Origin of the sequence: Lactococcus sp. UBA7128, from assembly GCF_002492185.1 — a bacterium.
GTDB lineage: Bacteria > Bacillota > Bacilli > Lactobacillales > Streptococcaceae > Lactococcus > Lactococcus muris.
In genome coordinates, this window is the sequence record NZ_DKXK01000020.1 from 1 (window position 1) to 24,848 (window position 24,848).

At 39.2% G+C, this 24,848-nt stretch carries 23 protein-coding genes, 1 tRNA gene, 2 pseudogenes and 1 riboswitch; of the genes and pseudogenes, 18 read left to right on the plus strand and 8 right to left on the minus strand.

Annotated features, from left to right (window positions below; genetic code table 11):
• Positions 1–531 (plus strand): annotated as a pseudogene (locus tag B4H39_RS02450) (hypothetical protein); the annotation flags it as partial.
• A 157-nt stretch (positions 532–688) separates the two neighbouring features.
• On the opposite strand, the gene B4H39_RS02455 reads toward B4H39_RS02450, so the two are convergent.
• From B4H39_RS02455 to B4H39_RS02470, 4 genes are all read right to left on the minus strand, one after another.
• Complete coding sequence (locus B4H39_RS02455) at positions 689–1,045, minus strand: DUF3397 domain-containing protein (protein WP_251422042.1); 357 nt, start codon at positions 1,043–1,045, stop codon at positions 689–691.
• Positions 1,046–1,161: 116 nt separating this feature from the next.
• Positions 1,162–1,641 (minus strand): aminoacyl-tRNA deacylase, encoded by a 480-nt coding sequence (locus B4H39_RS02460; RefSeq protein ID WP_251422045.1) that lies wholly within the window; start codon positions 1,639–1,641, stop codon positions 1,162–1,164.
• Between the two features lie 17 nt (positions 1,642–1,658).
• On the minus strand, positions 1,659–2,195 hold the full coding sequence (gene thiT, locus B4H39_RS02465) for an energy-coupled thiamine transporter ThiT (protein WP_251422048.1): 537 nt from the start codon (positions 2,193–2,195) through the stop codon (positions 1,659–1,661).
• Positions 2,196–2,250: 55 nt separating this feature from the next.
• A riboswitch (TPP riboswitch) is annotated at positions 2,251–2,349 on the minus strand.
• A 37-nt stretch (positions 2,350–2,386) separates the two neighbouring features.
• Positions 2,387–3,175, minus strand: a complete 789-nt coding sequence (locus B4H39_RS02470) for a CPBP family intramembrane glutamic endopeptidase (protein WP_251422051.1) — start codon at positions 3,173–3,175, stop codon at positions 2,387–2,389.
• A 77-nt stretch (positions 3,176–3,252) separates the two neighbouring features.
• Between B4H39_RS02470 and B4H39_RS02475 the strand changes: the two genes are divergently transcribed.
• Both B4H39_RS02475 and B4H39_RS02480 read left to right on the plus strand, forming a co-directional pair.
• On the plus strand, positions 3,253–4,029 hold the full coding sequence (locus tag B4H39_RS02475; RefSeq protein WP_251422053.1) for a CppA family protein: 777 nt from the start codon (positions 3,253–3,255) through the stop codon (positions 4,027–4,029).
• Positions 4,026–4,970 (plus strand): serine hydrolase domain-containing protein, encoded by a 945-nt coding sequence (locus B4H39_RS02480; protein ID WP_251422056.1) that lies wholly within the window; start codon positions 4,026–4,028, stop codon positions 4,968–4,970. The genes B4H39_RS02475 and B4H39_RS02480 overlap by 4 nt, the downstream gene beginning before the upstream one ends.
• Positions 4,971–5,186: 216 nt before the next feature.
• On the opposite strand, the gene B4H39_RS02485 is transcribed toward B4H39_RS02480, so the two are convergent.
• Positions 5,187–6,377, minus strand: coding sequence for a MucBP domain-containing protein (locus B4H39_RS02485; RefSeq protein WP_251422059.1), 1,191 nt, complete (start codon positions 6,375–6,377; stop codon positions 5,187–5,189).
• A 276-nt stretch (positions 6,378–6,653) separates the two neighbouring features.
• Here B4H39_RS02485 and B4H39_RS02490 point away from each other — a divergent pair, with 276 nt between their 5' ends.
• The 14 genes and pseudogenes from B4H39_RS02490 (at position 6,654) to B4H39_RS02555 (ending at position 21,835) form a co-directional block, all read left to right on the plus strand.
• A complete protein-coding gene (locus B4H39_RS02490; protein WP_251422062.1) occupies positions 6,654–7,232 on the plus strand; it encodes a TetR/AcrR family transcriptional regulator in 579 nt (192 codons plus the stop codon).
• A gap of 157 nt (positions 7,233–7,389) precedes the next feature.
• Positions 7,390–10,500 (plus strand): DEAD/DEAH box helicase, encoded by a 3,111-nt coding sequence (locus B4H39_RS02495; protein ID WP_251422065.1) that lies wholly within the window; start codon positions 7,390–7,392, stop codon positions 10,498–10,500.
• A gap of 132 nt (positions 10,501–10,632) precedes the next feature.
• Entirely contained in the window at positions 10,633–11,262 is a 630-nt protein-coding gene (locus tag B4H39_RS02500; RefSeq protein ID WP_202231201.1) for a hypothetical protein, read from the plus strand.
• 50 nt (positions 11,263–11,312) lie between these two features.
• On the plus strand, positions 11,313–12,644 hold the full coding sequence (murC, locus tag B4H39_RS02505; protein ID WP_202231202.1) for a UDP-N-acetylmuramate--L-alanine ligase: 1,332 nt from the start codon (positions 11,313–11,315) through the stop codon (positions 12,642–12,644).
• 315 nt (positions 12,645–12,959) lie between these two features.
• Positions 12,960–14,300 carry a DEAD/DEAH box helicase gene (locus tag B4H39_RS02510; protein WP_251422068.1) on the plus strand — a complete coding sequence of 447 codons (1,341 nt, stop codon included), beginning with the start codon at positions 12,960–12,962 and terminating at the stop codon, positions 14,298–14,300.
• The gene (locus tag B4H39_RS02515; RefSeq protein ID WP_202231204.1) at positions 14,300–14,893 is read left to right on the plus strand and encodes a YdcF family protein; all 594 of its coding nucleotides are present in this window, start codon (positions 14,300–14,302) and stop codon (positions 14,891–14,893) included. The genes B4H39_RS02510 and B4H39_RS02515 overlap by 1 nt, the downstream gene beginning before the upstream one ends.
• A gap of 12 nt (positions 14,894–14,905) precedes the next feature.
• On the plus strand, positions 14,906–15,646 hold the full coding sequence (locus B4H39_RS02520; protein ID WP_251422071.1) for a MurR/RpiR family transcriptional regulator: 741 nt from the start codon (positions 14,906–14,908) through the stop codon (positions 15,644–15,646).
• A 226-nt stretch (positions 15,647–15,872) separates the two neighbouring features.
• Complete coding sequence (locus B4H39_RS02525; RefSeq protein WP_202231206.1) at positions 15,873–16,199, plus strand: PTS sugar transporter subunit IIB; 327 nt, start codon at positions 15,873–15,875, stop codon at positions 16,197–16,199.
• Positions 16,200–16,228: 29 nt separating this feature from the next.
• Positions 16,229–17,569, plus strand: a complete 1,341-nt coding sequence (locus B4H39_RS02530; protein ID WP_202231207.1) for a PTS sugar transporter subunit IIC — start codon at positions 16,229–16,231, stop codon at positions 17,567–17,569.
• Between the two features lie 175 nt (positions 17,570–17,744).
• Entirely contained in the window at positions 17,745–19,247 is a 1,503-nt protein-coding gene (locus tag B4H39_RS02535) for a 6-phospho-beta-glucosidase (RefSeq protein ID WP_251422075.1), read from the plus strand.
• A complete protein-coding gene (locus tag B4H39_RS02540) occupies positions 19,247–20,683 on the plus strand; it encodes a glycoside hydrolase family 1 protein (RefSeq protein ID WP_271328262.1) in 1,437 nt (478 codons plus the stop codon). Before B4H39_RS02535 ends, B4H39_RS02540 begins: the two co-directional genes overlap by 1 nt.
• A 90-nt stretch (positions 20,684–20,773) precedes the next feature.
• Positions 20,774–21,094: pseudogene (locus B4H39_RS02545) on the plus strand (PTS sugar transporter subunit IIB).
• Between the two features lie 35 nt (positions 21,095–21,129).
• Positions 21,130–21,456, plus strand: coding sequence for a PTS lactose/cellobiose transporter subunit IIA (locus tag B4H39_RS02550; RefSeq protein WP_202231211.1), 327 nt, complete (start codon positions 21,130–21,132; stop codon positions 21,454–21,456).
• A 308-nt stretch (positions 21,457–21,764) separates the two neighbouring features.
• A tRNA-Cys gene (locus B4H39_RS02555) sits at positions 21,765–21,835 on the plus strand.
• Between the two features lie 124 nt (positions 21,836–21,959).
• Here the strand turns inward: B4H39_RS02555 and B4H39_RS02560 are convergent.
• Both B4H39_RS02560 and B4H39_RS02565 read right to left on the minus strand, forming a co-directional pair.
• A complete protein-coding gene (locus B4H39_RS02560) occupies positions 21,960–22,124 on the minus strand; it encodes a hypothetical protein (protein WP_202231212.1) in 165 nt (54 codons plus the stop codon).
• Positions 22,125–22,246: 122 nt separating this feature from the next.
• Positions 22,247–22,918: an NYN domain-containing protein gene (locus B4H39_RS02565; RefSeq protein ID WP_202231213.1), complete on the minus strand. Its 672-nt coding sequence runs from the start codon at positions 22,916–22,918 to the stop codon at positions 22,247–22,249.
• 349 nt (positions 22,919–23,267) lie between these two features.
• On the opposite strand from B4H39_RS02565, the gene B4H39_RS02570 reads away from it, so the two are divergent.
• On the plus strand, positions 23,268–23,369 hold the full coding sequence (locus B4H39_RS02570; protein WP_202231214.1) for a type I toxin-antitoxin system Fst family toxin: 102 nt from the start codon (positions 23,268–23,270) through the stop codon (positions 23,367–23,369).
• Between the two features lie 307 nt (positions 23,370–23,676).
• Here the strand turns inward: B4H39_RS02570 and B4H39_RS02575 are convergent, their stop codons facing one another.
• Positions 23,677–24,618, minus strand: coding sequence for a polysaccharide deacetylase family protein (locus B4H39_RS02575; protein WP_202231215.1), 942 nt, complete (start codon positions 24,616–24,618; stop codon positions 23,677–23,679).
• Positions 24,619–24,848 lie beyond the last annotated feature (230 nt).

Consider the following 24,848-nt stretch of genomic DNA (forward strand, 5'->3'; position numbering starts at 1 on the left):
ATGGCTGGGGAACAGTACCGTTATTTGGAGAATCAAGGGGGTGGGAATCATTTGATTATTCGGAATGGAGTGCTAGGTGCAAGCTTCAATAGTCAAAATGACCGTAATAATCAATGGTATAGTCAACTTAGCTTAGATGTCCAAGCCATGGTGCGACCTGTGTCGGATAGTTTTACCACAGGAGAAACGGGTTTGGGGAGCGTCATTATAGATGCTGGCTTTCTTCCTGAAAATCTGCATGAATTCCCAGAGGTGGTGGCCGATGAAACCCAAGTTGATTTAAGTGGAACGCCGCGTGCTTTTTCCCTTTCTTTAGCTGATGTGGCACGTTTATCAGGTTCAGACCGTGCTTTTCCTAGTAATTCAGAAAGACTGGCAACAGGAGATTCTGGATGGTGGCTTCGTACACCTGCAACAGACATACATGCTTGGAATGTATTCCCTGGTAGTGGAGGGCTCAGCGATGGTGGCGCCAGAGATAACATGTGGGGACTTAGAGGTACACGCCCAGCCCTAATCGTTCGCCAATAAGACAGCTTTTTCAGAAACAAAAAGAGTAGAAGCGCTTGAAACGAGAAGAAAAAACGCTCAACTGCGGCATCCTTGTGCACAGAGTTAAGCGTTTTTTGTTTTGGGATTTTATCCTTATCTTCCTAACTTAAGAAGCATTGAAAAAATGTTTTGTTTCCTAATGTAAATAAATCATCACAATCATGGCGATATAGAGAGCCAGCGTTACTATAAAGGTGATACGCCAAAAAAGCTTAAAGAAGCGTTTGTAGCTGAAAGCTTTATAGTAGAATAAATCAAGCAACAGCAAGATTAGAGCCAAGATTGATAAGATTAAAAGATAGTAGGGTAAAATGTTTACAGCAGTGAGTTGCTCTGAAAAAAGTTGAAGTCCATAAATCAAGAACAGAACATACACATCGGCAATAAGGAGTTTACGACGTGTCAACTGACGGATACGCAAAAATTTAAAAGCAAAAACAAGTATAAGCCATGTGATAAGAGGATACAAAGTGGCAATAATCTTAGGTAACATAGCTTAATTTTAGCTGTTTTAGCCAGTTTTGTAAAGTGTTATTTTATAGAGTAGGAGGTTGAGAAGGCGAAAAAAGAGAAAGCTATCATTGGGCGAAACTAGTTTTTCCCTTTTCTCTAAAATTCACGGATGTCAGCAAATTCTGCATGGACAAAAGCTGCCAAATCCCTAGGCTTGAGACGGATGGAACGCCCGACTTCTCCTGCTGATACGATAATCTTATCTGCTTCAAGTGCGAGAGTATCGATATAGATAGGGAATTTTTTAGTTTGCCAAATCCCTACAGGATTGTTCGCACCATGGATATACCCCGTAGTCTTTTGCAAATCTTTTTGTGGAATCATGTGGACTTTTTTATTGCCTGAAACTTTGGCTAACTTTTTCTCCGAAAGATGTTCTGTTAAGGGGAGGATACCAATGATAGGTCCGCTCTTATCACCTCTAAGTGCAAGTGTTTTGTAAATGTCACTGCGCTCAATATCACTAGGCAGCAGCTTATCTTCCAAGGCATTTATGGCAAGAGCTTCGTGACTAATGTGATGCTTGTCCAAGATTTGTTCAACCAGTGTTTTCTTTAGTTTTCTTTTCTTGCTCATATTTTCATTATATCATATCACTTTTTCCTCTGAAAAATTTGAGGTGCTCCCTTTGATATAAGGAGTAAAACAAGAGAGGCAAGCGTAGCCGTTGCGAGCCCGCTGATGCCATTAGCAACCAGTGAGTAGGGAATAGCTCCCCAACCCTTCCAAGCATACTGTCCCCAAAAGATAACACCTGCGATAAAGTGCCAAAAATATTTGCTGAGGACACCGAAAAAGACAAGGGCTAAGATTGTTTCAGGCTTACTTGAGTCTTTTCGCCGTAAAGTTCCGGCTACTCCAAGAGAAACCGGCGCAACGATATACTCTAAAATAACTTGGACAGGTGTAAGCACTGTCGCTTGCCCTAAAACAATCAAGAGTAAGCCAAAGATAAGACCACCAGCCATTCCCCAAACCGCCCCTCGGCGCAAGGCTAAAACAAGCAGTGGGATGACTGCAAGTTCAAGGTAGAACACCTGAGCATAGTTGACAGAAATAAAGCTCAAGATAAGTGCTAAGGCAGCTGCGATAGCCGTTTCAGTAAGCTCTATAGCTTTAGAATTAGACATAAAAAAATCTCCTTTTGTAGGCACAAAGGAGGGTCAAAGAGAAGGAGGATAAAGACCTCCTATACAGACACATTCCTACGCTGGTACTAACCAGATCAGGTCAGATGGTGTTTCTCAGCTCTTAGAGATTCTAAGAGCACCCATTGTGCAAATTTTTTAAATTTTACAGTATTAACTACATCATAATGGCTTTAGTTTATCAAAAATGTCGCACTTATGCCAAGGAAGTTCCAGAGCATATGGATAGTCATGTTGAGGTAGAAGTTTCGATATTTAAAATAGAAGCTTGTTAGGACTAAGCTCATGGAACCGTAGAGAAGCCAGCTGTAAAGGTCTGTTGGGCTATGCACAGCAGCAAAAAGTAAGCTGGCTGTAAGAAAGGCTAAAATTTTGTTTTTTTCAAAGAGAATCTCAAAAGGACCGACACGATAAGTCAGCTCTTCAAAAAAACCAGCAAAGATGGTTTGAGTGGCAAAGATGCCTAGGGGAATTATCTGAGCAAGTTTATCTAAGGCCTCTTGGTTTTCCGTACTGGTATGTAGTCCAAGAGCTTGGGCAAGTAGGTTCACGAAGAGAGAAGTGAGGAAAAGAGCACCAAAACCTAGAAAAATTTTCCCCAGAGAAAATTCCTTAAGTGCAATGGGAGGGATAATCTTTCGGCGCCGCGCTAGAAAATAAGATAAGCCTAAAGAGAGAAAGAAAATAAAAAAGAAGACGACTTGTTCGAGTGAAGAAAAAGCTTTTTCTGAGTGCAGTTGGCTTATAAGTACCGTAGTAAAACTCGGTAATAAAGAAAGCACAAATAACACGAACCATATCGCTTTTTTATAGGTAAAAATCAAACTAATAAGGTAAAGAATGAGGCTGAGGCATAACCACTGAAGCCAGCCTTTCCCTAAAGAAAAGGGAAGGGCAAAGAGAAGAGCAGGGAGTATCGTCCAAGTCCAAGGTTTTTTTATGATGTCTTTAAATCTGTTCATAAAATAATTCTAACATATAATCGTTGATACTTTGAATAATTTTTAATAAAATGTAAGAAGATTAATGGAGAAATAAAATGAAAGAATTTATAGATAACTTAGAAGTTTGCTTGCCTGGCTATCGCGTGTTAGACCGCGAAGAAAATTTAAATTTTTACCGTGAAGTTTTAGGTTTGAAAGTTCTTCATGAAGAAAATGCTGAAGTTTTTTTGGCGGGTTATACAGTAAAAGATCCAAAAATAATACTGGAAGAATCTCCAGGTCTGGCTTCTGTTCAAGGCGTAAAAAAACACGGCCGTACAGTTATTCAGGCAGATGGAGATGAGATTGAGCAGCTTCTCGCTCGTAATATAGACAAAGTTTCTCATCTTTATCAAGTAAAAGACAGCTGGGCTTTTGAAGCTGTGTCTCCAGAAAATGATGTTTTTTTAATGGTTTCTGTAGAGGATTGGTCAGATTTAGTTGAGGTGGATAAGTCTGATGTGGACTTTGATGAGGGGGAGTTTTTGGGCTTGTCAGATTTTTCTGTCAAAGAAGTTCAGATTAATATAGAGGACAAAGCTATTGTTACAGCGTACGAACACATACTTGGGGTAAAAGCGGTGGGGAATAACATTGAGCTCCCTAACTTACGCCTTGTCTTTTATGAAGATGAGGGCCCTGATCTGTCAGCATCTGTGGATGAAAAGTTAGACTTGATGCTTTTGCGTTTTCAGGTGTCTCAAGACTTTGACCTCGTGCGCTTTGCAGAGAGTTTATCCACAGACAAACTGTATTTGGATAGAAAAGCGAAGACACTTGCGGTTGATATTCCGCAGCATATGGAACTTTGGTTCACAAAGCAAGGCTTATGAAAAAAGAAAAAGAGTTTTTAGAGAAGATTGATGACTACGTCAATCAAGGCGTTTTTCCTGGCTGTCAGTTTGCTCTTTTGGAAGGACAGCATGTCCGAGAGTTTATTCGCGGGAATCAGGAAATTGTACCAGAAGAAAAACTATTGGTTTCGGGCAAAAAATGGGATTTGGCTTCTGTATCTAAGGTTGTGGGCACGGGCACAGCCGTGATTAATCTAGTTTTGTCTGGCAAGTTGGACATTGATGCTCCTTTCACACAGTATTATCCTGACTTTCATGATGATACGCTAACGTTACGGCAGCTTCTGACACATACAACAGGAATTAATCCTTTTATAAAGAATCGTGATGAGTTGGATTTTTTTGGTTTGAAGGCTGCCATTGATAACATTGAAGTGACAGCGGACAAGAGTTGCCACTATACGGATATTAACTTCATCTTACTGGGCTTTATGCTTGAAAAAGTTTATGATCGACCTCTAGATGAAATTTTGAAAGCGCAGGTATTTGAGAAATGGGAGATGTATGATACATCATTTGGTCCTGTCTTAAATGCTGTTCCTACAAGTCAAGATGTAAAAGTAGGTAGCGTTCACGACCCTAAGGCGCAAGTGCTTGGTAGACATTGTGGCTCCGCAGGGCTTTTTGCGCCAATGGGTGACTTGGTGAAGTTTGTACAGGCTTATTTTGCAGATGAAAAGTATCTGATGCTTCAAAAGAATTTTGCTTTTGGTCAACGTCCAAGGAGTTTGGCTTGGGATTTCATTCAGAATCAATGGCTGTTGCACACCGGTTATACAGGAACGTTTATCTTGATGAATTTAGAAATGAAAAAAGCAGTGATTTTCCTGTCCAATCGGGTGCATCTGGCAGACAATCGAGCGCAATGGATTGTGGATAGGGATGTACTCATCGAAACATTGATTCAAAATTTAAGCTGACTGTTGAGTCGGCTTTTTACTTTAACTGTGAGGACAGGAAATAAGCTGTGTTTGTAAGCTGGAGCTGGTAGAGAAAAACAGCTCTTTGTAGCACTTGGCTTTTGTTGAAACGACTAATGGAAGAAGGAGACGATAAAAAGTTTAAAAAAAGCTTCACACAAGGGGCAGAATACCTTGTGTGAAGCTTTTTTGTCGGAATTATCTCACATCTTCTATTTAGTTTCTTCGTATAATGTAATACAGGGCGAGCAATATTCCGCTACCTGCAATGCTTACGATGCTCGAGGTAGGCCTTTCACCGGTTTTTGGGAGCTTCTCTTTTGCATATGATTTGTCTAGAGGCTTGGGCGAAACAGCTTTTGTTTCAAGGGTGAAGTCATCCCTTGTCTTTGGAATATCAGAAATTTCTTCTGGTTTTTCTGGAATTTCTCTTAACTTATAAATATAGGTTACAGAGAGTGTTTGGTTGGCCATATAAAAGCCGTTCGCGTTATCAGGAATCTTGTTTACATCTAGCTCATAAACCTTTCCCTTAGAGTTAATTCTTTCCTGATATAGGGGAGTATCTAAGGTTTGATAGGCAGGAGCTGTTTCATCGACAAACCAGGACAAGGTTGAAAGCTTTTTATCGTTTGCGATACTTTTTCCCTCTTCATCAACATAACGTACAACCACATCACCACTCACTTCTAATGGAGCAGAGAGCTTGTAGAAGTAAGTAATGTCAATAGTTTGACCGGGAAGATAAAAGCCGTTGGCATTGCTCGGGATGAGATTTGTATCAAGTTTATACATTTCCCCATTGTAAGTTATGCTTTCACGATACAGAGGCGTATTGAGGGTTTGATACTGTGGTACGGGATCCCCTTCAAGCCATGACAGTGTTTTTAGGTTTTCAACTGCTGCAATAGAGTGACCAGACTCATCAACATAATGGACGCGTACAGAACCGCTTAATGCGATGGGCTGTTCAGGTGCTTCAAGGGCTAAACCTTGATTAAATGCACCGTATTGGCTTGCATTGAGAACGTATGTTCCGGCACCGTATATCGTGATTGTATAAGTAACATAGCTGTTACCAACACCACAAACGTAGACAGTGAGGCTGGTATGAGGTATTGCAGTTTCATCGGCAGTGAATATCCACTCGGCAGAGCCTTGGTTGCCAGATACTGTTATTCCTTGGGCAATCTGATAGGGCTGCCCATTTCCAGGAATCTGTTTTTTCGGCTGCCCCTTATGTATGATACCATCGGTTAGTCCAGTAATTCCAGAGGGATTTTCTTGGGCCTGCAGCGTATTGGCTCTTGCAGGACTTGCAGGAATTCCAGAAAATGTTCCACTGATAAGAAGCAGTATGCAGCTTACATAGGGGAAGGTCTTTAATATTTTTTGAGATTTAAGCATAAAAATCCTTTCATTATAAATTTAATGTGAATATATAGAATGTGTATTTCTTTATATTAAAATTAACACAATTCTCATGAAGTGTAAATCTGTTAAAAGTTGACACTCTGTATGAGTTGCGCGGTTTTCAAGCATCGAAAAATGCAATAACACAAGTTGTTTATTATCTTTAAATGAGTTTCTAGTTGCAAAGTGTCAACTTTTTTATTAAAATTATCCCTGAAGTCTTTTAATAAAAATTAATAATTAAAAAATTAAAGAGAAGGTGGACGAGAGATGGGGTTAGGAACACGTGAAAATATAATCAATTCCTTTTTCCGTTTAGCATTACAAGAGCCAAATAAACAGCATTTTACGCTAAGTGAAATCGCGAGAGAAGCGAATGTAAGCAGACAGGCTATTTATAAAAAGCATTATAAAAATACAGAGGAGATACTGGAAGACATCAGAAACAAAATGAATTTGGAAATATTTAAGCGCTTGGACAGCGCAGTTATGAAGGAAGAGGAATCACCATTTACATTTTTTGCGAAGGAAATTTTACCCATTGTCTATAAGTATAGGATTTGGTTTAGGGTCTTAACGACCACTTCTATGGATTCTTATTATGGAAGAATAGTTGAAACGAGGCTAAGTACATACTTTTTGCCATTTTTAGATGAAAATGATTCACGGAAGAAAATGCATGTGTCAGAAGATTTCAAAGTAAGGATTATCTCTAAAAATATTATCAGCATTGTTACAGCTTGGCTGAACCAAGATTTTCCTGAACCACCAGAAGCTTTTTCGAAAACATTTTTGGAGTTACTGACAGCATCAAGTAATGACTTACTGAAAGATGAACACCGCTTATAAAAAGAGTTTTTATGGTCAAAAGCAAAGCTTCTTTTTCTGGAGACTGTCGTGAAAAAAGCTTTGAGATATGGTATAATATATGCACATTTTAATAGGATGAGTAAGAAAAAAGACGGAGAGTTGATGCAAGAAGGCATCAAAATAGGATAAAAATAAGATGAGCAGAATGATGCCGGCGCGCGTGCGCAGTGAGGGAATCGCCCTATACGATCAGGGGCTTTTGATGGATCCGTCAATAGAAGATTTTAAGCTTTCCGTTGATGTTGATGGAGAGCAGGTGATTTATGATATGGATGGCGCACAGGATTATTGTTCCTGTCCTGATTTTCAGCGTAATCATCGGTATTGTAAGCATATCGCTGCAGTTGAAGAATATCTCAAGAACGAAGCTAAAGAGAACAAAGTGGATAAGAAAAATCTGGAAAAGATAGAGTTGGTTGCAAATGATGACTTGGCTGCCAATGTCTCTTTTTTGGATGCTTTGAATGGTGAAACACAGGTAAGTTTTGGAGCAGATCAGTTTTCGCTTGAGGTATATGTTGAAGATAGTGCGCAACTTTATGATGTTTTCTCTATGGATTATTTCATGTATTTTGACTTGCGCCTATACAGTGAACGTCTAGGAAGAGCCTATGTCATCAAAGATATCCCTTATTTTTTGAGAACTTTACAAAATTTTGGGCAGTATTCATTGGGCGCCCTTCATTATGTTGATCTCTTTTTTGACAACTTTGATGAGGCCAGTCAGGATTTTTTAAACTTTCTGTTAAAGATTCATGGCAAGTTAGATACACAAATAGCTAATCAGCTCTATATCAAAAACGGACGCTATCTTAATTTTCCTTATCTTTTTATTGAGGAAGCTATGGACTTGGCCTCAAATCTGTCACGCTTTAGCCTAAGAATATTTGGAAGTTTGCTTAACTATTTTACGTTTGCTTCTTTAGACAAAGACTCGGAAATTTTCAAGTTCAGTGTTATGAGCCAAAGAGACTTTATTGAATTAAAGATTGAAGATCATGCGTTCAGTTCTTTTTATAGCGGTTCGCTCCTGTATTACAAGAACGTCTTTTATAAGGTCAACCATGAACAGAAACGTCTTTTACAGTTGGTTCAGAAGGAGTTGGAAGGTGAAAAACACAATCAATTTTCATACACGGATAAAGATAAGGTAGCTCAAGCCCTTCAGAAGCTTTCTACTCTAGGCCAAATCTCAGCACCTGAGAATTTTGTTATTCGTCCTTTTAGGCCTATTTTTTATTTTTCTAACCCTGACGGTCAGACTATCGAATTGTCTGTCCGGTTTGACTATGGCAATTTCCAAGTGTCCCATTTCCATGAGCTGGAAACTCTTGAATTTTCACGTGATTTACGCCTAGAAAATAAAATATTTACACTTATGGCGCGTTTTGGTTTTGCGCGTTCTTTTACAGGGAGTGTGACACTTTCGGCAGGATTTGCGGAAACCTTTTTCATCAACATTTTGCCACAATTTCAGAAGCTCGGCCAGGTGGAACTTTCACCTGCTTTGAAGGCTATGAGAGTTGATGAAGTTCCCGAAATCGTAATTGACCGTCGTGGGAGTTTGCTCGATATTGCCTTTGAAATGCCAAGTATCGGTGAAAATGAGTTTGCCGATGTCATTGCACAATTGCAAAATAATGCAGCGTATTATGTCAGTGAAAATGGCAAATTATTTATCTTTGACCAGAAATTTAGCCAGCTGAAGTCGGCTTTACGCGAGCTTGATGATAATTTTACTATCAGTGGAACGAGCTTGGAAGTCAATGTCACACGGAGTTTTCAGGTTTCTAAGATATTTGAGAATATATCAAGCAGCAGCTTTTCGGCAGAATTTAAGGCCTTCTATAAGCATTTGACACATCCGGAAACCTATCCTTACGAAAAACCTGAGCATGTGAAAGCAGAGTTGCGTAGCTATCAGGAAACGGGTGTACGTTGGATGTCTATGCTTACGCATTACCATTTGGGGGGCATTTTAGCGGATGACATGGGACTGGGGAAAACAATCCAGGCCATCACTTATCTGCTTTCAAATCTGAAGGAAGGTGAGACGGCTTTAGTTACTGCTCCCGCAAGTCTTATTTATAACTGGGCGAGTGAGTTTGAGCAGTTCACGGATAAGATTGATTATGTTGTTGTAGATGGGATGAAAATAGAACGTGATGCGATGATTCAGGGGAAACATCAAGTATACATTACAAGCTATGGAAGTTTCCTCAAAGACTTTGATGATTATCAGAGCAAGGAACTTGATTACCTTCTCCTAGATGAGGCGCAAGCTGTTAAAAACTACAGCAGCAAGACAAACAGAGCACTGAGTCAGCTCAATGTGGCACATACTTTTGCCTTGTCAGGAACACCACTGGAAAACCGTTTGGAAGAAATCTGGTCCATTTTCCAAGTCATCATGCCAGGTTTTTTGCCCAAGCGTGAGATATTCAATAAAATGTCACCAGAAGTTATTGCGCGTATCATACATCCTTTCATTATGCGCCGTAAAAAAGAAGATGTTTTGACAGAGTTGCCAGATAAGATGGAGATGACTTTGCGTAATCATATGGTTGAAGAGCAAAAACTTATCTACTTGGCGCAGCTGGAGCTGATGCAACGTTCGGTACGTCAAATGGACAGCGCAAGTCTTAAGAAATCGCGCATCGAAATTCTTGCAGGTATCACACGTCTTCGTCAAATTTGTAATACACCAGCTCTCTTCATGGAGAATTATGAAGGGGGCTCTGGTAAGCTTGATAGTTTGATGGAGCTTTTAGCGCAGGTCAAGGGCTCCGGTCATCGTCCCCTTATTTTTTCACAATTCACCAAAACTTTTCCTCATATTGAAGAAGCGATGGAAAAATTGGACCTTACAGCTTATAAGTTGACAGGGTCAACACCAGTAAAAGAGCGCTTAGAAATGGTTCAAGCTTTCAATGCGGGAAGTCGTGATGCTTTCCTTATCTCTCTTAAGGCAGGAGGAGTAGGCCTTAATCTTACCAGTGCAGATCTGGTTATCCTTGTTGATCTCTGGTGGAATCCAGCGGTAGAAGAACAAGCAATAGCACGAGCACATCGTATGGGGCAGAAAAGTACGGTTGAAGTCATTCGTTTGATTACACAAGGGACGATTGAGGAAAAAATAATGGAGATTCAAGAGCGTAAGAAGGGTTTGATTGCTAATGTTTTAGATGGGGATGTGATTGACAAGACACTCAGTGAAGCAGAAATCCGAGAAATTTTGGGACTATAACTTTAAAAATCACTGAAAATGCGATATAATAATAGTTGAATCATTTACCTAAGAAAAAAATAAGAAAAAATAAGCTTTTTAACGAATGTAAAGAAAAAGCTTTAAGACCAACAAAAATAAGTAGGACAAGCAATGAACCAAGGAAGAAGAGTTGTATTTCCAATCATCGATGATGATGAAATGCTTGAAAAAGATACACGTGTCATCATGACGAACTCACAGTTAATCACCAAAAATCCTAGTCAACAAGACGAGGCTTCTTTTAGTAATGTTCAAATGTCTGATAAAAAACGTTCGGATGTCTATAAGCCAATAAAAACTAAGGTTAGCTATAGTACACAGCATCGTCCGCTAAATAGCAATCATAGTGGTTACAGTTCTTTTGATAAGATGCCTAAAAAAACAAGTGTGGACGAGTCAAAAGAAAAAGCTAAAAGAGAAGCCGCAGTGCCTCCTAAACGTCCCAAAAACTATGTTCATCCTTTAGAGCGCGACAAGGATGACTTTTCTATGCGCCGTTCATCAGCAATACTTAATGCTTCTAAATCTCCCCTTGGTGAGAAAAAAGCAATTGAGCAAAAACCGATGTCTCCGAGGCGTCCGGTAAACAATAATCCTATTCGGGATATGAAAAAACGTGGTTTGAATCTTGATGAAGCAATTATTTCAGGTTCGCCCCAAAAAGTGGAAGATAAAAATAAAACTGCTAAAAATGAGTATTTTGACAATAAACGCAAGAACTTGTTTGATCGTGGACTTTAAATAAAAGAAGGAGAAAAGATTTCAGTTCCGGCTGAAATTTCTTATTTATCATGGAAAAAGTATATCATTTTATCGGAATTAAAGGCGCAGGTATGAGTGCACTCGCGCTTATGCTCCACCAAATGGGGAAAAAGGTTCAAGGATCTGATACGACAGATTACTACTTTACCCAACGAGGCCTTGAAGAAGCTGGAATTCCTCTCCTGCCTTTCGATGAGAAAAATATCACACCAGATGTCGAAATAATTGCGGGTAATGCTTTTCGTGTAGACAATAATATAGAAGTTGCTTTTGCTGAAAAAAATGGCTTTGACTTCAAGCGCTATCACGAATTTCTGGGGCACTTTATGGAAGACTTTATCAGCATCGGTGTGGCTGGCGCTCATGGAAAAACTTCAACTACAGGCATCCTTGCTCATGTTATGAAAAATGCTGCGGATACTTCATATTTGATTGGGGATGGTACAGGACGCGGGAACGCAGAGAGTAAGTATTTTGTTTTTGAGTCTGATGAATATGAGCGCCATTTCATGCCTTATCATCCAGAGTATACAATCATCACAAATGTTGACTTTGATCACCCAGACTACTTCCAAAATATTGAGGATGTCGCTTCTGCTTTCCAAGATTACGCTCAAAATATTAAAAAAGGTATTTTTGTTTTTGGTGAAGATCCTTATTTGCGTAAAATTAAGGCAGAAGTACCTATTTACTACTATGGTTTTGAAGATGGGGATGATTATCAAGCAAAGAATATTATTCGCTCCACACGTGGTTCATCATTTGACGCTTACTTCCGTGGTGAGAAGATAGGACACTTTGTTGTACCTGCTTATGGAAAGCACAACATTGCCAATGCTTTGGCTGTGGTCGGTGTGACACATCAGCTTGGCTTAGATATGAATGATATTGCTGATTATCTCTTGACTTTCTCCGGTGTAAAACGCCGCTTTACAGAGAAAAGGGTCGGGGAGACAATTATTATTGATGACTTTGCACATCATCCAACAGAAATTGAAGCGACTATCGATGCTGCACGCCAAAAATATCCAGATCGTGAAATCGTTGCTGTTTTCCAACCGCATACATTTACACGGACAATTGCTTTTGCAGATGAGTTTGCTCAAGTGCTGGATTCGGCAGATACGGTTTATCTTGCAGAAATTTATGGTTCAGCACGTGAAGTTGATCATCATGAAATCACGGCGCAAGACCTTGCAAATAAAGTGCGTAAACCTGCCCGTGTGATTTCGGTAGAAAATGTTTCACCTTTATTGGACCACGATCGTGGTGTTTATGTCTTTATGGGTGCTGGAAATATCCAACAATATGAAGTTGCCTTTGAAGATTTATTAAGTCAACTGACAAAAAATACTTTATAAGACTTAAGTTTATAAAGCGTTGGATTTTTTCTTATACACATATAAAATGAAAAAGAATATGAAGTAAATAGTCAGAGTTCGGTTTGACTATTTTTGCTTTGGTCAGGAGATGCTTCAGGGTTTTGAAACTGTTGGAAACAGGAAGGGCAGCCTATCAATGCCATTTCTAGAAATAATCCATGAGCTAAAACAGCTCCTTATGTGAAATGACTCTTTAAAGGAAACTTCTTTTTAAAGCGAAGTTTTTATGACAGAATTACACTTGAAACTTGACTCTGGTTTTATAAATACTTTATTCATGCTATAATAGGAGCTATGAAATTTACAGAATTTAACTTTAAGAATTATATCAATGAAACGCTTGAGGCAATCAAGTTTGTTTCGCCGACCCCCGTTCAGGAAAAACTGATTCCTGTCGTTTTATCAGGCCGTGATTTGGTAGGGGAATCTAAAACTGGTTCAGGAAAGACACATACTTTCTTACTCCCTATTTTCCAACAATTGAATACAGATCTTGATGAGGTCCAAGCTGTTATTACTGCGCCCTCACGTGAGCTTGCCACACAAATTTATCATGCTGCTCAAGAATTTGTTAAATTTAACGAGGCGATTCGAGTGGTGAACTATGTCGGAGGGACAGATAAGGCACGCCAGATTAAGAAGCTCGAAACAGCACAACCGCATATTGTTATTGGTACACCAGGGCGTATTCAAGATTTAATCAAGTCAGGGGCTTTGGATGTTCATACAGCCTCTACCTTTGTTGTTGATGAAGCGGACATGACTTTGGATATGGGCTTCTTGACGGATGTGGATAAGATTGCCGCAAGTTTTGGTAAAAAAGTACAAATGCTGGTCTTTTCTGCAACTATTCCTCAAAAATTGCAGCCTTTCCTCAAAAAATATTTGAATAATCCAGTTATGGAAAAGATTGCAACGAAAACGGTGATCTCAGATACGATTGAAAACTGGTTGATATCAACAAAAGGCGCCTCACATAATCAAATCTTGCTTCAGCTTTCAAAAGCAACAAATCCTTATATGGCAATGATTTTTGCAAATACAAAAGGTCGCGTGGATGATATTCACCATTTTCTTGTAAGTAATGGTATAAAAGTGGCTAAAATTCATGGGGATATTCCTCCACGTGAGCGCAAACGTACCATGGCCAGCATCAAAAACTTGGACTATCAGTTTGTTGTTGCTACAGATATTGCAGCACGCGGTATTGACATTGAAGGGGTGAGCCATGTTATTAATGACGAGCTTCCACGTGACCTGTCTTTCTTTGTTCACCGCGTGGGGCGTTCAGGGCGCAATGGCCTATCTGGAACGGCTATTACACTTTATAGCCCAGCAGATGACACAGCCATTCGTGAAATCGAAAAAATGGGAATAAGATTCCAACCTAAAGCTGTGAAGAACGGCGAAATTGTAGACTCCTATGATCGTGACCGTCGTGAAAAACGTACAGCCAAGACGGGTGAATTGTCTAACAAGTTACGTGGTCAACTGGCTAAAAGTAAGAAAAAGGTCAAACCAGGTTACAAACGTGCTCTAAAATGGGCTATAGAAGAAGAAAATATGAAAAAGCGTCGTGCAGAGTATAACAAAAATGCACGTAAGCAACGTGAAGCGCGTAAACAAAAATTTTAATGAAAAAATTCTTTAGGGTTTTAAATATAGTTCTTGCCTTGGGATGTGTTTATGCCTTATTTTGCCTAGGCTTGATTTTGAGTGCCTCTAATCATCGCCCAGAAAACATAGAGGGATTAGAAACGATAGTGGTTCTTGGAAGTCGAATCGCTCCAAATGGAAAACCAGAGCCGACGACTCAGGAGAGACTAGATGTGAGTTTGAAACTTGCGCAACAGCATCCACAAGCGCGTGTGATTGTTTCGGGTTATCAGAGTGCGGGTTCTCCCGTGACGGAAGCTGAAGGTATGGCGGACTATCTTAAAGCACATGGACTTAAGGCTAGTCGGATTATTGAGGAAAAGAAAGCGCGAAATACTGTTGAGAATTTCGCGTTTTCTAAAAAGTATGTTCGAGGGAAGGTACTCATTGTCACTAGTGATTTTCATTTGTATCGCAGCCTTTATTTGGCTTCAAAGTCAGGATATGAGAATTACCAAGGCTATGCTGCTGTAACTCGCACGTCTCCTCTGCGAGTTGCTGGGCATTATGCTAGAGAGACCTTGGCTCTGGGCTATTATTTAATTAAATTCACACTATTTTCAGCTGTATAAAGGAGTTTTCAGATGTTTCAGCCAGAACAGATAAGCAAGCTCAATGAGCTAGAAACGCTGGTTCTTGATTTTATCATAAAATCGCCAGAAAAGGTGCAAAAGTCAACCATTCGGAGTTTGGCAAGCCAGCTCCATGTTTCAACGACAACGATTGTAAGAATGAGTACAAAGTTAGGCTTTAATGGCTGGTCAGAACTAAAATTCTTTCTTAAAAATCAAAGCAAACCCAAAACAGCGGAAGAACAGCATTATGACAACATGTTAGAGTTTGACATGTTTTTACGTCGTATGAATTCCGAAAGTTATCAAAAACGTTTAAATGAAGCGGCAAAAATGATTGCTAAGGCAGATTATACTGTTTTTATGGGGATTGGAAATTCAGGTTCTTTGGCTGATTATGCATGTAAGTACTTTGTTAATGCTGGTTTGCGGGCCTTTGTCATCAATGATCCTTTTCAGGCCATTCAAATTAATGATACAGGAAATGTTATTGCTCTGATTCTCTCTGCTTCAGGAGAAACAATCCAGATTATCAATAAGGAGTTAGAATTTAAGCAGGAAGGAGCGCAAATCATTTCTTTAACTAATAATGAAGACAGTACAGTAGGGAGACTTGCAGACTTACAACTTTTTTATAACTTGACTCCAGAGTGGTCCAAACTTTATCCTTTAGGAAATTTGACAACTCAGTTGCCTGTTGTTGCCGTCCTTGAAGTTCTTGCGCATAAAACACTCCATTTTTTAGAAAATTGAAAAGGTGATTTGTTTCAAAAAGAGAAACATGTTTTAAAAAACTTGCGAATTTGTGCAAGTTTTTTTGCTTTTTTAAATAATGAAAATCTCAAAAACCGCGATTTTAAGCGTTTTTTATTTTGTTTCATTTTACAAAAACCGCAGAAGACCACGCATTGAAAGCCTTTTCTGAAAGCGTTATAATAATTATGAGCTCAAAAGAAAAAGAAAGGAGAAAGAGGAGGAAATGGCAGAAAAAGTTATTGCACTTGCATGTGCAGCAGGCATGTCTACTTCGCTGCTTGTTACCAAGATGCAGCAAGCAGCTAAAGAAGCAGGAAAAGACTATGAAATTTTTGCTAAATCAGTAGCAGAGATTGATAACATGTTAGTAGGTTCTGGAACAAATAAACCGGATGTGTTATTACTTGGTCCGCAAGTGGCCTACATGAAGGCAGAAGCCATAAAAAAAGCAGCTGCAGCAGGCGTTCCATGTGACGTCATCAAAATGCAGGATTACGGTATGATGAACGGCAAAAATGTAGTTGCGGCTGCAGAGGCCTTAATGCGTTAATATATAAAATAAAATTTTGGAGTATAAATATGAATAAATTTATCAATGAAAAACTAATGCCTCCAATGATGAAATTTTTGAATACAAAAGCCGTGACCGCGATTAAAAACGGTATGCTATATCCTATTCCTTTCATCATTATTGGGGCAATCTTCCTTATCTTAGCAAACTTCCCGCAACAAAATGTTGCAGATTGGATTTCACAGATTGGTTGGACACCGATTTTTAATCAAGCATATGCTGCATCATTTGGTATTATGGCCTTGTTTGCAACCTTTGGTATTGCTTATTCGTGGGTAAAAAGTGAAGGTTTTGAAGGCGCTTCTGCAGGGTTGACTGCTATTATCGTTATGGTTATGCTTCAACCAAGCTCCATTTCAACAGTGACTAAAATTATTGATGGTTCTGCTGTAGTTGGGGAATATCAAGTTAATGGAGTTATTGATGCGGCCTGGTTGGGCGGCAAAGGGATGATTCTTGCGATTGTAGGTGGTTTGCTTGTCGGCTGGTCATATTCTTGGTTCATGAAGAAAAACATCCGTATCAAACTTCCTGAACAAGTGCCAGCGAATGTTGCTGATTCGTTTGGGGCTTTGATTCCTGCATTTGCGATTACATTTGGCGCTATGTTGGTCTATGCCCTGTCTGTATTGACAACAGACCAAACACCAATTGAGTGGATTTATACTTTGATTCAAACACCATTGCAACATGTTGCAGATGGGCCTCTAGGTGTCTTCCTAATTGCTTTCCTCCCTGTGTTTATCTGGTGGTTTGGTGTGCATGGTGCAACAGTTATTGGCGGTATTATGAGTCCATTGCTTTTAGCAAATAACGCAGATAACCTTAAACTTTTCCAAGAAGGAAAGCTGTCACTTGAACATGGTGCACACATTGTAACGCAAGCTTTCATGGACCAATTTATTACAGTAACAGGTTCAGGAATGACTTTTGGTTTCGTTATCTTTATGATTTATCGTGCACGTTCCGTTCAAATGAGAACGATTGGGAAATTGACTCTGGCACCTGCATTCTTCAATATCAATGAGCCTGTACTCTTTGGTATGCCTATTGTCCTGAACCCAATCTTGGCTTTCCCGTTCTTGATTGCACCGCTGGTTTCAGGTTTCGGAACCTATGCAGCTATTGCACTACATATTATCCCTCCATTTAATGGGATGTATGTGCCTTGGACAACACCACCTATCCTTTCAGGTTTGATTGTTGGAGGTTGGCAAGGGGCTTTATGGCAGGCATTAATGATTTTTGTCACAGGGATTATTTATTGGCCATTTGCTAAGAAATATGATGCGATTCTTGTACAACAAGAAAAAGAAGCATACGAAGCAGAGCAAGCCGAACAAGCATAATAGAAAGTTGAGATTAAGCCAATGCTTGATCTCCCTTCTATAAATGTAATTTCACAAAGTGGCATATGAGATTATATTTATAGAGGGGAGCTGAGCGTTTAGAAAAGGGGAGGATGTTTAGAATGCAAAGAAACGCAGGTTCAAACCTTAGAATTAGAGAAAAGAGAGAGGAAAAATGACTTTAAGAAAAGATTTTCTGTGGGGCGGCGCGGTAGCTGCCCATCAACTTGAAGGTGGCTGGAAGGCTGGTGGAAAAGGTGTTTCCGTTGCTGATGTCATGACTGCTGGAGCAAATGGGGTTGAGCGTCGGATTACCGATGGGGTATTACCCGGTGAAAATTACCCTAATCATGAAGCCATTGACTTCTATCATCGTTATAAGGATGATGTCAAACTTTTTGCAGAATTGGGTGTGAATTGTTTCCGCACTTCCATTGCTTGGACGCGTATTTTCCCAAATGGGGATGAACAGGAACCAAATGAAGAAGGTTTACAATTTTACGATGATTTGTTTGATGAATGCTTGAAAAATGGTATCGAACCAGTCATTACGCTTTCGCACTTTGAAATGCCTTATCATTTGGTTACGGCATATGGAGGCTGGCGTAATCGTCAATTGATTGACTTCTTTGTAAGATTTGCTGAAGTCGTGATGACACGTTATAAAGATAAAGTCAAATATTGGATGACTTTTAACGAGATTAATAATCAGGCGAATTTTGACATGGATTTTGCCCCCTTTACTAACTCGGGCCTGAAGTTTGTGGAAGGTGAAAATCGTGAAAAGATTATGTATCAGGCTGCACACTATGAGCTGGTCGCTTCAGCACGGGTTGTTGAGCTCGGCCACAAAATTAATCCGGAGTTTCAAATAGGATGTATGATTGCCATGTGTCCTATCTATCCGGCGACATGTAAACCAGAAGATATGATGGCAGCGCAGATTGCGATGCAACGACGTCTATGGTTTACTGATGTGTATGCGCGTGGACATTATCCAAGCTATATTCTCAAATACTTTGAACGCAAAGGTTTTGACTTGGATATAACAGAAGAAGATATTAAAAAACTCGCTAAAGGAGAAGTAGATTATATCGGCTTTAGTTATTATATGAGTTTTGCCATCAAAGATCAGGCTGAAAAGATTGACCCAAGTCTTAAACTGAACTATATGCCAAGTACAGCTGAAAAATCGGAAAAGCAAGAGAAGCTAGGGGCTCCAACTTTTGATTATATTGAAAACCGAGATTTAGTAAAAAACCAATATGTCCAAGTGTCAGAATGGGGCTGGCAAATCGATCCATTAGGGCTACGCTACAGTTTGAACTGGTTCAATGAACGTTATGAAAAACCACTCTTTATCGTTGAAAATGGTTTTGGAGCCGTGGATAAAGTCGAAGAAGATGGCAGCATTCATGATCCATATCGTGTGGAATACTTGAAAGCCCACATTGAAGCGATGAAGGAGGCAGTGAACTACGATGGCGTGGACTTGATAGGTTATACACCTTGGGGCTTTATTGACCTTGTTTCTGCTGGAACAGGTGAAATGAAGAAACGTTATGGCTTTATTTATGTGGATAAAGATAACGAAGGAAATGGAACTTTGGAACGCTCGAAGAAAGATTCTTTTGCTTGGTACAGTAAAGTCATTGCCTCAAATGGAGAGGAACTATAATGGAACATAAAAAACTTAAAGCTTTCCCGAAAAACTTTTTATGGGGCTCTGCATCAGCGGCTTATCAAGTTGAGGGGGCACATGATGAAGATGGCAAAGGACTTTCTGTTTGGGATAATTTTGTCCGAATTCCGGGGAAAACATTTCAAGGAACAACTGGTGATATAGCTGTTGATCACTATCATCGCTATAAGGAAGACGTGGCACTTATGGCAGAAATGGGACTGAAATCCTACCGTTTCTCGATTGCTTGGACACGTATTTTTCCTGAAGGACGAGGAGAAATCAACAGAAAAGGTTTGAAATTTTATACGGACCTAGTAGACGAACTGCTTGCACATGATATTGAACCTGTGGTCACCCTTTACCATTGGGATTTGCCTCAGGCTTTGGAAGATGAGTACCGTGGGTGGGAAAGTCGTCGAATCATTGAGGATTTTGTCAATTATGCTGAAACTTTATTTATAGCCTTCAAAGGAAAAGTAAAATATTGGGTTTCCCTTAATGAGCAAAATATTTTTACTCAGCACGGCTGGGTATTAGCGACACATCCGCCGGGGAAGGTTGATATGAAACTGTTTTATCAGGTGAATCACCATGCAAACTTAGCAAATGCAGCAGTTATCAATAAATTTCATGATATGGCAATGCCGGGGCAAATAGGTCCTTCCTTTGCCTACACGCCGAACTATGCGATAGATGCAAATCCTCTTAATGTTTTAGCTGCTGAAAATGCCGAAGAAATGCTTGCGCACTTTTGGATGGATGTTTATTGTTATGGGGAGTATCCCATCGCAGCTTTAAGTTATCTTAAAGAAAATGACTTGATGTTTGAAACAGAAGTAAGTGATTTTGAACTGTTAAAGTCCGCCAAACCTGATTTTTTAGGGATTAATTACTATCAAACTGCTGCAAATGCGTGGAATCCAAAAGAAGGTGGGGTAACTCTGGGTAAAATGAACACGACTGGTGTCAAGGGCTCTGGTGGTGAGCAAGGGATTCCGGGACTGTACAAGCGCGTGACTAATCCAGCTGTTGAGCGGACAAACTGGGATTGGGAAATAGACCCTGTAGGTTTGCGGATTGCATTACGCCGTATCACTAGCCGCTATCGTATCCCAGTGATGATTACGGAAAATGGTCTTGGAGAATATGATAAGTTGGAATCTGGAAAAGTTCATGATGCCCACCGGATCAACTATCTAGAAGCTCACGTGAAAGCCATAAAAGAAGCAATGTCAGATGGTGCTCAGGTTATAGGTTATCATACATGGTCTTATACAGATTTGTTAAGTTGGCTGAATGGTTATCAAAAACGCTATGGCTTCGTTTATGTTGACCAAGATGAGCGTATGGAAGGGAGTTTAAAACGAATTCCTAAAGATTCTTATTACTGGTATAAGAGCTTAATCGAAAATAATGGTGATTACTTATAAAATACCTTGTCTTCATTAGTGAGAGCACTTGCAAAACAGAAATGAAAGCGGTATACTTAAAACTATAAAAGAAAAAGGGGAAAAATTAATATGGCTGATAAAATAATCGCTTTGGCTTGTGCAGCGGGGATGTCCACATCTCTTTTGGTTTCAAAAATGTAAAAAGCAGCTGCAGACAAGGGAAAAGACTACGAAATTTTTGCAAAATCAACAGCGGATATTGACAATATGCTCGCTGCCAATCCTAAACCAGATGTTCTTCTTTTAGGACCACAAGTAGGCTTCATGAAGGCAGAAGTACAAAAGAAAGCAGCTGCCGCTGATGTGCCGATGGATGTGATAAAAATGCAAGATTATGGCATGATGCGAGGAGATAAAGTCCTAGAAGCAGCAGAAGCACTGATGAAGTAAAACAGAGATAAAGATTAGGAAATAAAGGGGATGTAATGAACGAAGAAAGAATGGAAATTGTGATGGGCATTATCATGCATGGAGGAAATGCTAAAGGTCTGGCCTTTCAAGCAATCCAACAGGCAAAAGAAGGAGATTTTGAAGCAGCAGAAAAGTCCCTTCAGGAGTCTAATCAAGAGTTGCTTCAAGCCCATGATGTTCAGACAGATATGTTGACGAAGGAAGCACAGGGTATCCATACAGAAATAGACCTCTATATGGTACATGCTCAAGACCATCTGATGAACGCAATTACCTTCAAAGACTTGGCTGGTGAAATCATCGGTCAGGAAAAACGTATTCAAGCGCTGGAAAACCAGTAATATAATAGACAAAAACTTTGAGAAAAATAAACGATTTGGGACAACATTCCCAAAAGTGAAAAAGTACTCAAGCCCATACATAAGAATGGTGAGGTTGAGTACTTTTTGTTTTTACATGTATTCTGGGCTATTGATTGCTCTGAAGCACCAAGAGTTGGCTCAAAAACGCGTGATGTTCAAGAGAAGATATACATTCGTCTTTAGCAGGTGCTTGTTAAAATGGAAGAATGAAACAGGAATTTGATGGGGAAAAAGCCACAAAAGTTCTTGCTTTTACGCTTAGATTTCGATATAATGATTAATGTTGTGGCGGCATAGCCAAGTGGTAAGGCATGGCTCTGCAAAAGCTTGATCGTCGGTTCAAATCCGTCTGCCGCCTTTCCTAATGCATTGTATTATAGTGTATTATATTAAAAACCGCTTAATAGAGCGGTTTTTGTGTTTCAAAAATCAAGTAAAGTCATACATGCTCAAAATAATCATATATCATATAGGGTAATGTCTCATGCAAATTGTGACTCGTTTTTAAGTTCGGTCTTCGCTTTATCAGCTGCTTCAATTACATCAGCTTTGGTTCTAAAGCCACCTTTTGTGAGTGGTGGTTTATTTTCTTTTGCTCTTGAAATTGTAAATTCCCATGTTTTTCCACGCTTTCTGAAACTTGCCATAATTTCATTTAACTCCTTTTTTCTTGTAAAACGGAGTACAAGAAAAGACACAAGTGCCGTGTTGTTTTTGTACTTAATCTAAAGCCGTTCCGCAGTCGCCAAACTTGGGTGGCTTTTTTGTTTTAATATCTCTTGATGTAATCATTATCGCAGGTTCTTCGACCATCAATATGCATTGATAATGAGTCCTTGATATTATTTCCCAAGGAATCAAGCATAAAATCAATCCCTTCTCTACGTGCTAATTTTGCAGCCGGAACAAAATCACTATCGCCTGCTATGAGAACAATTTTATCAACTTGGTTTTTGAAAGCAAGGGTAGCTATATCTAACCCAATACGCATATCAACGCCTTTTTGTTGAACATTCAATGATAAATCATGTTCTTGTAAATCTTCGATTTTCTTAGAACCTTTAAGAAGTTTTTTAGTTGTTTCTGCCTTTATGTTATAAGCAGCGCTACCATCGCTAAGTTCTCCAAATCTTAAAGCGACTTTTCTTTTTCGTGAAAGTTCACTATAAAAATCCTCTGCCCATTTTTTGCTATCTAATCGAGAAAAATCTATATTTTTCTTGGTTAATGGATGGTAGACAACTTTATTGAGCGGTGCACTGTCGTAGTAGAAAATACGATATAATTCATCATATTCGTCCTCTTTATGTATGCCTTTAAGATGGCGTAAGCAGTAACCGTAAAGCTCATCAGCTTTTTCTTTTGCTGTTTTATGTCCTTTAACATTATTCGATATTCTGCGATAAAATCCACCATCTACTAATATTGCAACTTTAGTCATTTTTTCTCCTTAAAATACAAAAATCTCCTGACCTCAACCTTTCCCGGATATGTGGGGGGTTTACTATCAAGAGATGATTTAACTATATTAATTGTGCAATCTTGATGCACAAGATTAGTCTATCAATTCTTGAATGACTTGTCAAATGTTATGTTTGATGTACATATCTTGTAGAGAAAGATTTCTTGGCACTCCTAATTTCTTAGATGTGTAGTTTAAAACCGTCCTGAACTTTGGAAAGTCTAGGGGTGGATTTTTTGGTTTTAACCGATAGACTTGTCAGACTATGCTATAATAACTTTCGGCGCACCTTTCTGATGCAATCACGTCTTAGAAAGGAGGTGAGTTTATGCTCATTACAATATTCGTATCAGTTGTCGCTCCGATAGTGGTCGGAGTAGTCCTTGAGCTGGTCAAGGATTGGTTGAAAGACCGACGTAAGCGCCGTTAGTCCACTATTTCGCCCCTTTGCCAGAGGGGCATTTTTTGCTGTTTGAAATTTGAAAAACAAAAAACCGAGGAAATTTGCCAGTCCTCGGTTTAAGCGGTGAGCAATGCTCACTACAATATTCGTTGAAACCATTATATCATAACGACCGAGTTTGTCAAATTTTGTGAGTCGCCAAGGCTTAGGCGCCTTAAATATACACCTACATGACTTTACATGATTATGAAAACCGCTTAATAGAGAGGTTTTTGTGTTTGTGAAAAATTATTTTTAGGTCGAAATTAAGTCCGTTCTTCTGTGATAAGCTTGATTATTTTTCAATCGTGTTTTCTGTATTATAGACGGTAGATTGTTCAAGCATTTTCAACAAGTCATTGGGTGTTGTTGTATCTAACATTCTATAGCGAGGAAGCATAAGAAGTCCGTCACTCTCTTTAGCATCAGATTCGATAGCACCATTACGCCCAGGATCAAGAACCCCAAATTTATAGCCAAGTTTATCAGCAATATTAAGCGTATCTTGATTGTATCCACCAGCTGGGTAACAGATCATATCGGTATTCTGGTTTAGCTCTTTGTCTAAATCTGATTTGGACTTCAAAAGTTCCTCTTGCTGTTGTTCGGCAGTTTGTAGACCTAGATCAAAGTGTTGGGCTGTATGGCTTCCAAAATCCACTAGCCCGCTTTCTTTCATCTCTTTGATTTGGTCCCATGTAAGGATTCCACCTTGTCCGTTATTCACATAATCTGTAATAATAAATGAGGTGGCGTGCATGTTATATTTTTTTAGTAATGGGAAAATTCTTGTGTACATTGTAACGGAGCCATCGTCAAATGTGAGCCAGACCAGTTTATTATCCAACTTTTCCTTTTTTGTTAGCAACTGCTGTGCTTCGGCAGCACTGACAGTTTTGTAGTTGTTTTCTTTTAGGGCCTTTAGTTGATTTTCGAAAGCCACAATGTCTATATTATTAGAATCTTGAGGGAGCTCATCAGAATTTGAAGTAACATAATGATACATTAATATAGGCAAGTGATTTTCGTCTTTAGAAAGCAACACTTTCTTTTCAGAGGAATTTTTTGAAACAGTATTTTTTTCTTTTGAAGCAATATTTGCTACAGAGTTTTCAGCCTTTTTATCAGCTTGTTTTTGATTGAGGAAGACATACACAATCACGCCTATTATCAAAACCAAAAGCAGTAATAAAATTTTGGTCATACTTTTTTTCTTTCGGCGATCTTTCCTTTTCATATTCTTTCACTCCCTTTAATTATTTTATCTACACCTTATTTTAACAAATTTGCACGAATTAGAAAAATGTGGAGTAGAGAGGGAAAGTGCTGCAAGAAAATGTAAGTAATGAACTTCATAGAGGAGGTTCTAACTTAGTAAGGTTTTTTAGGTTTAGCAGTTTCACATTTCCAGCAGAGAAGACCAAGCAAGCCCCAATCCAAACCAAGCACCCTTTTCTCATCAAACAC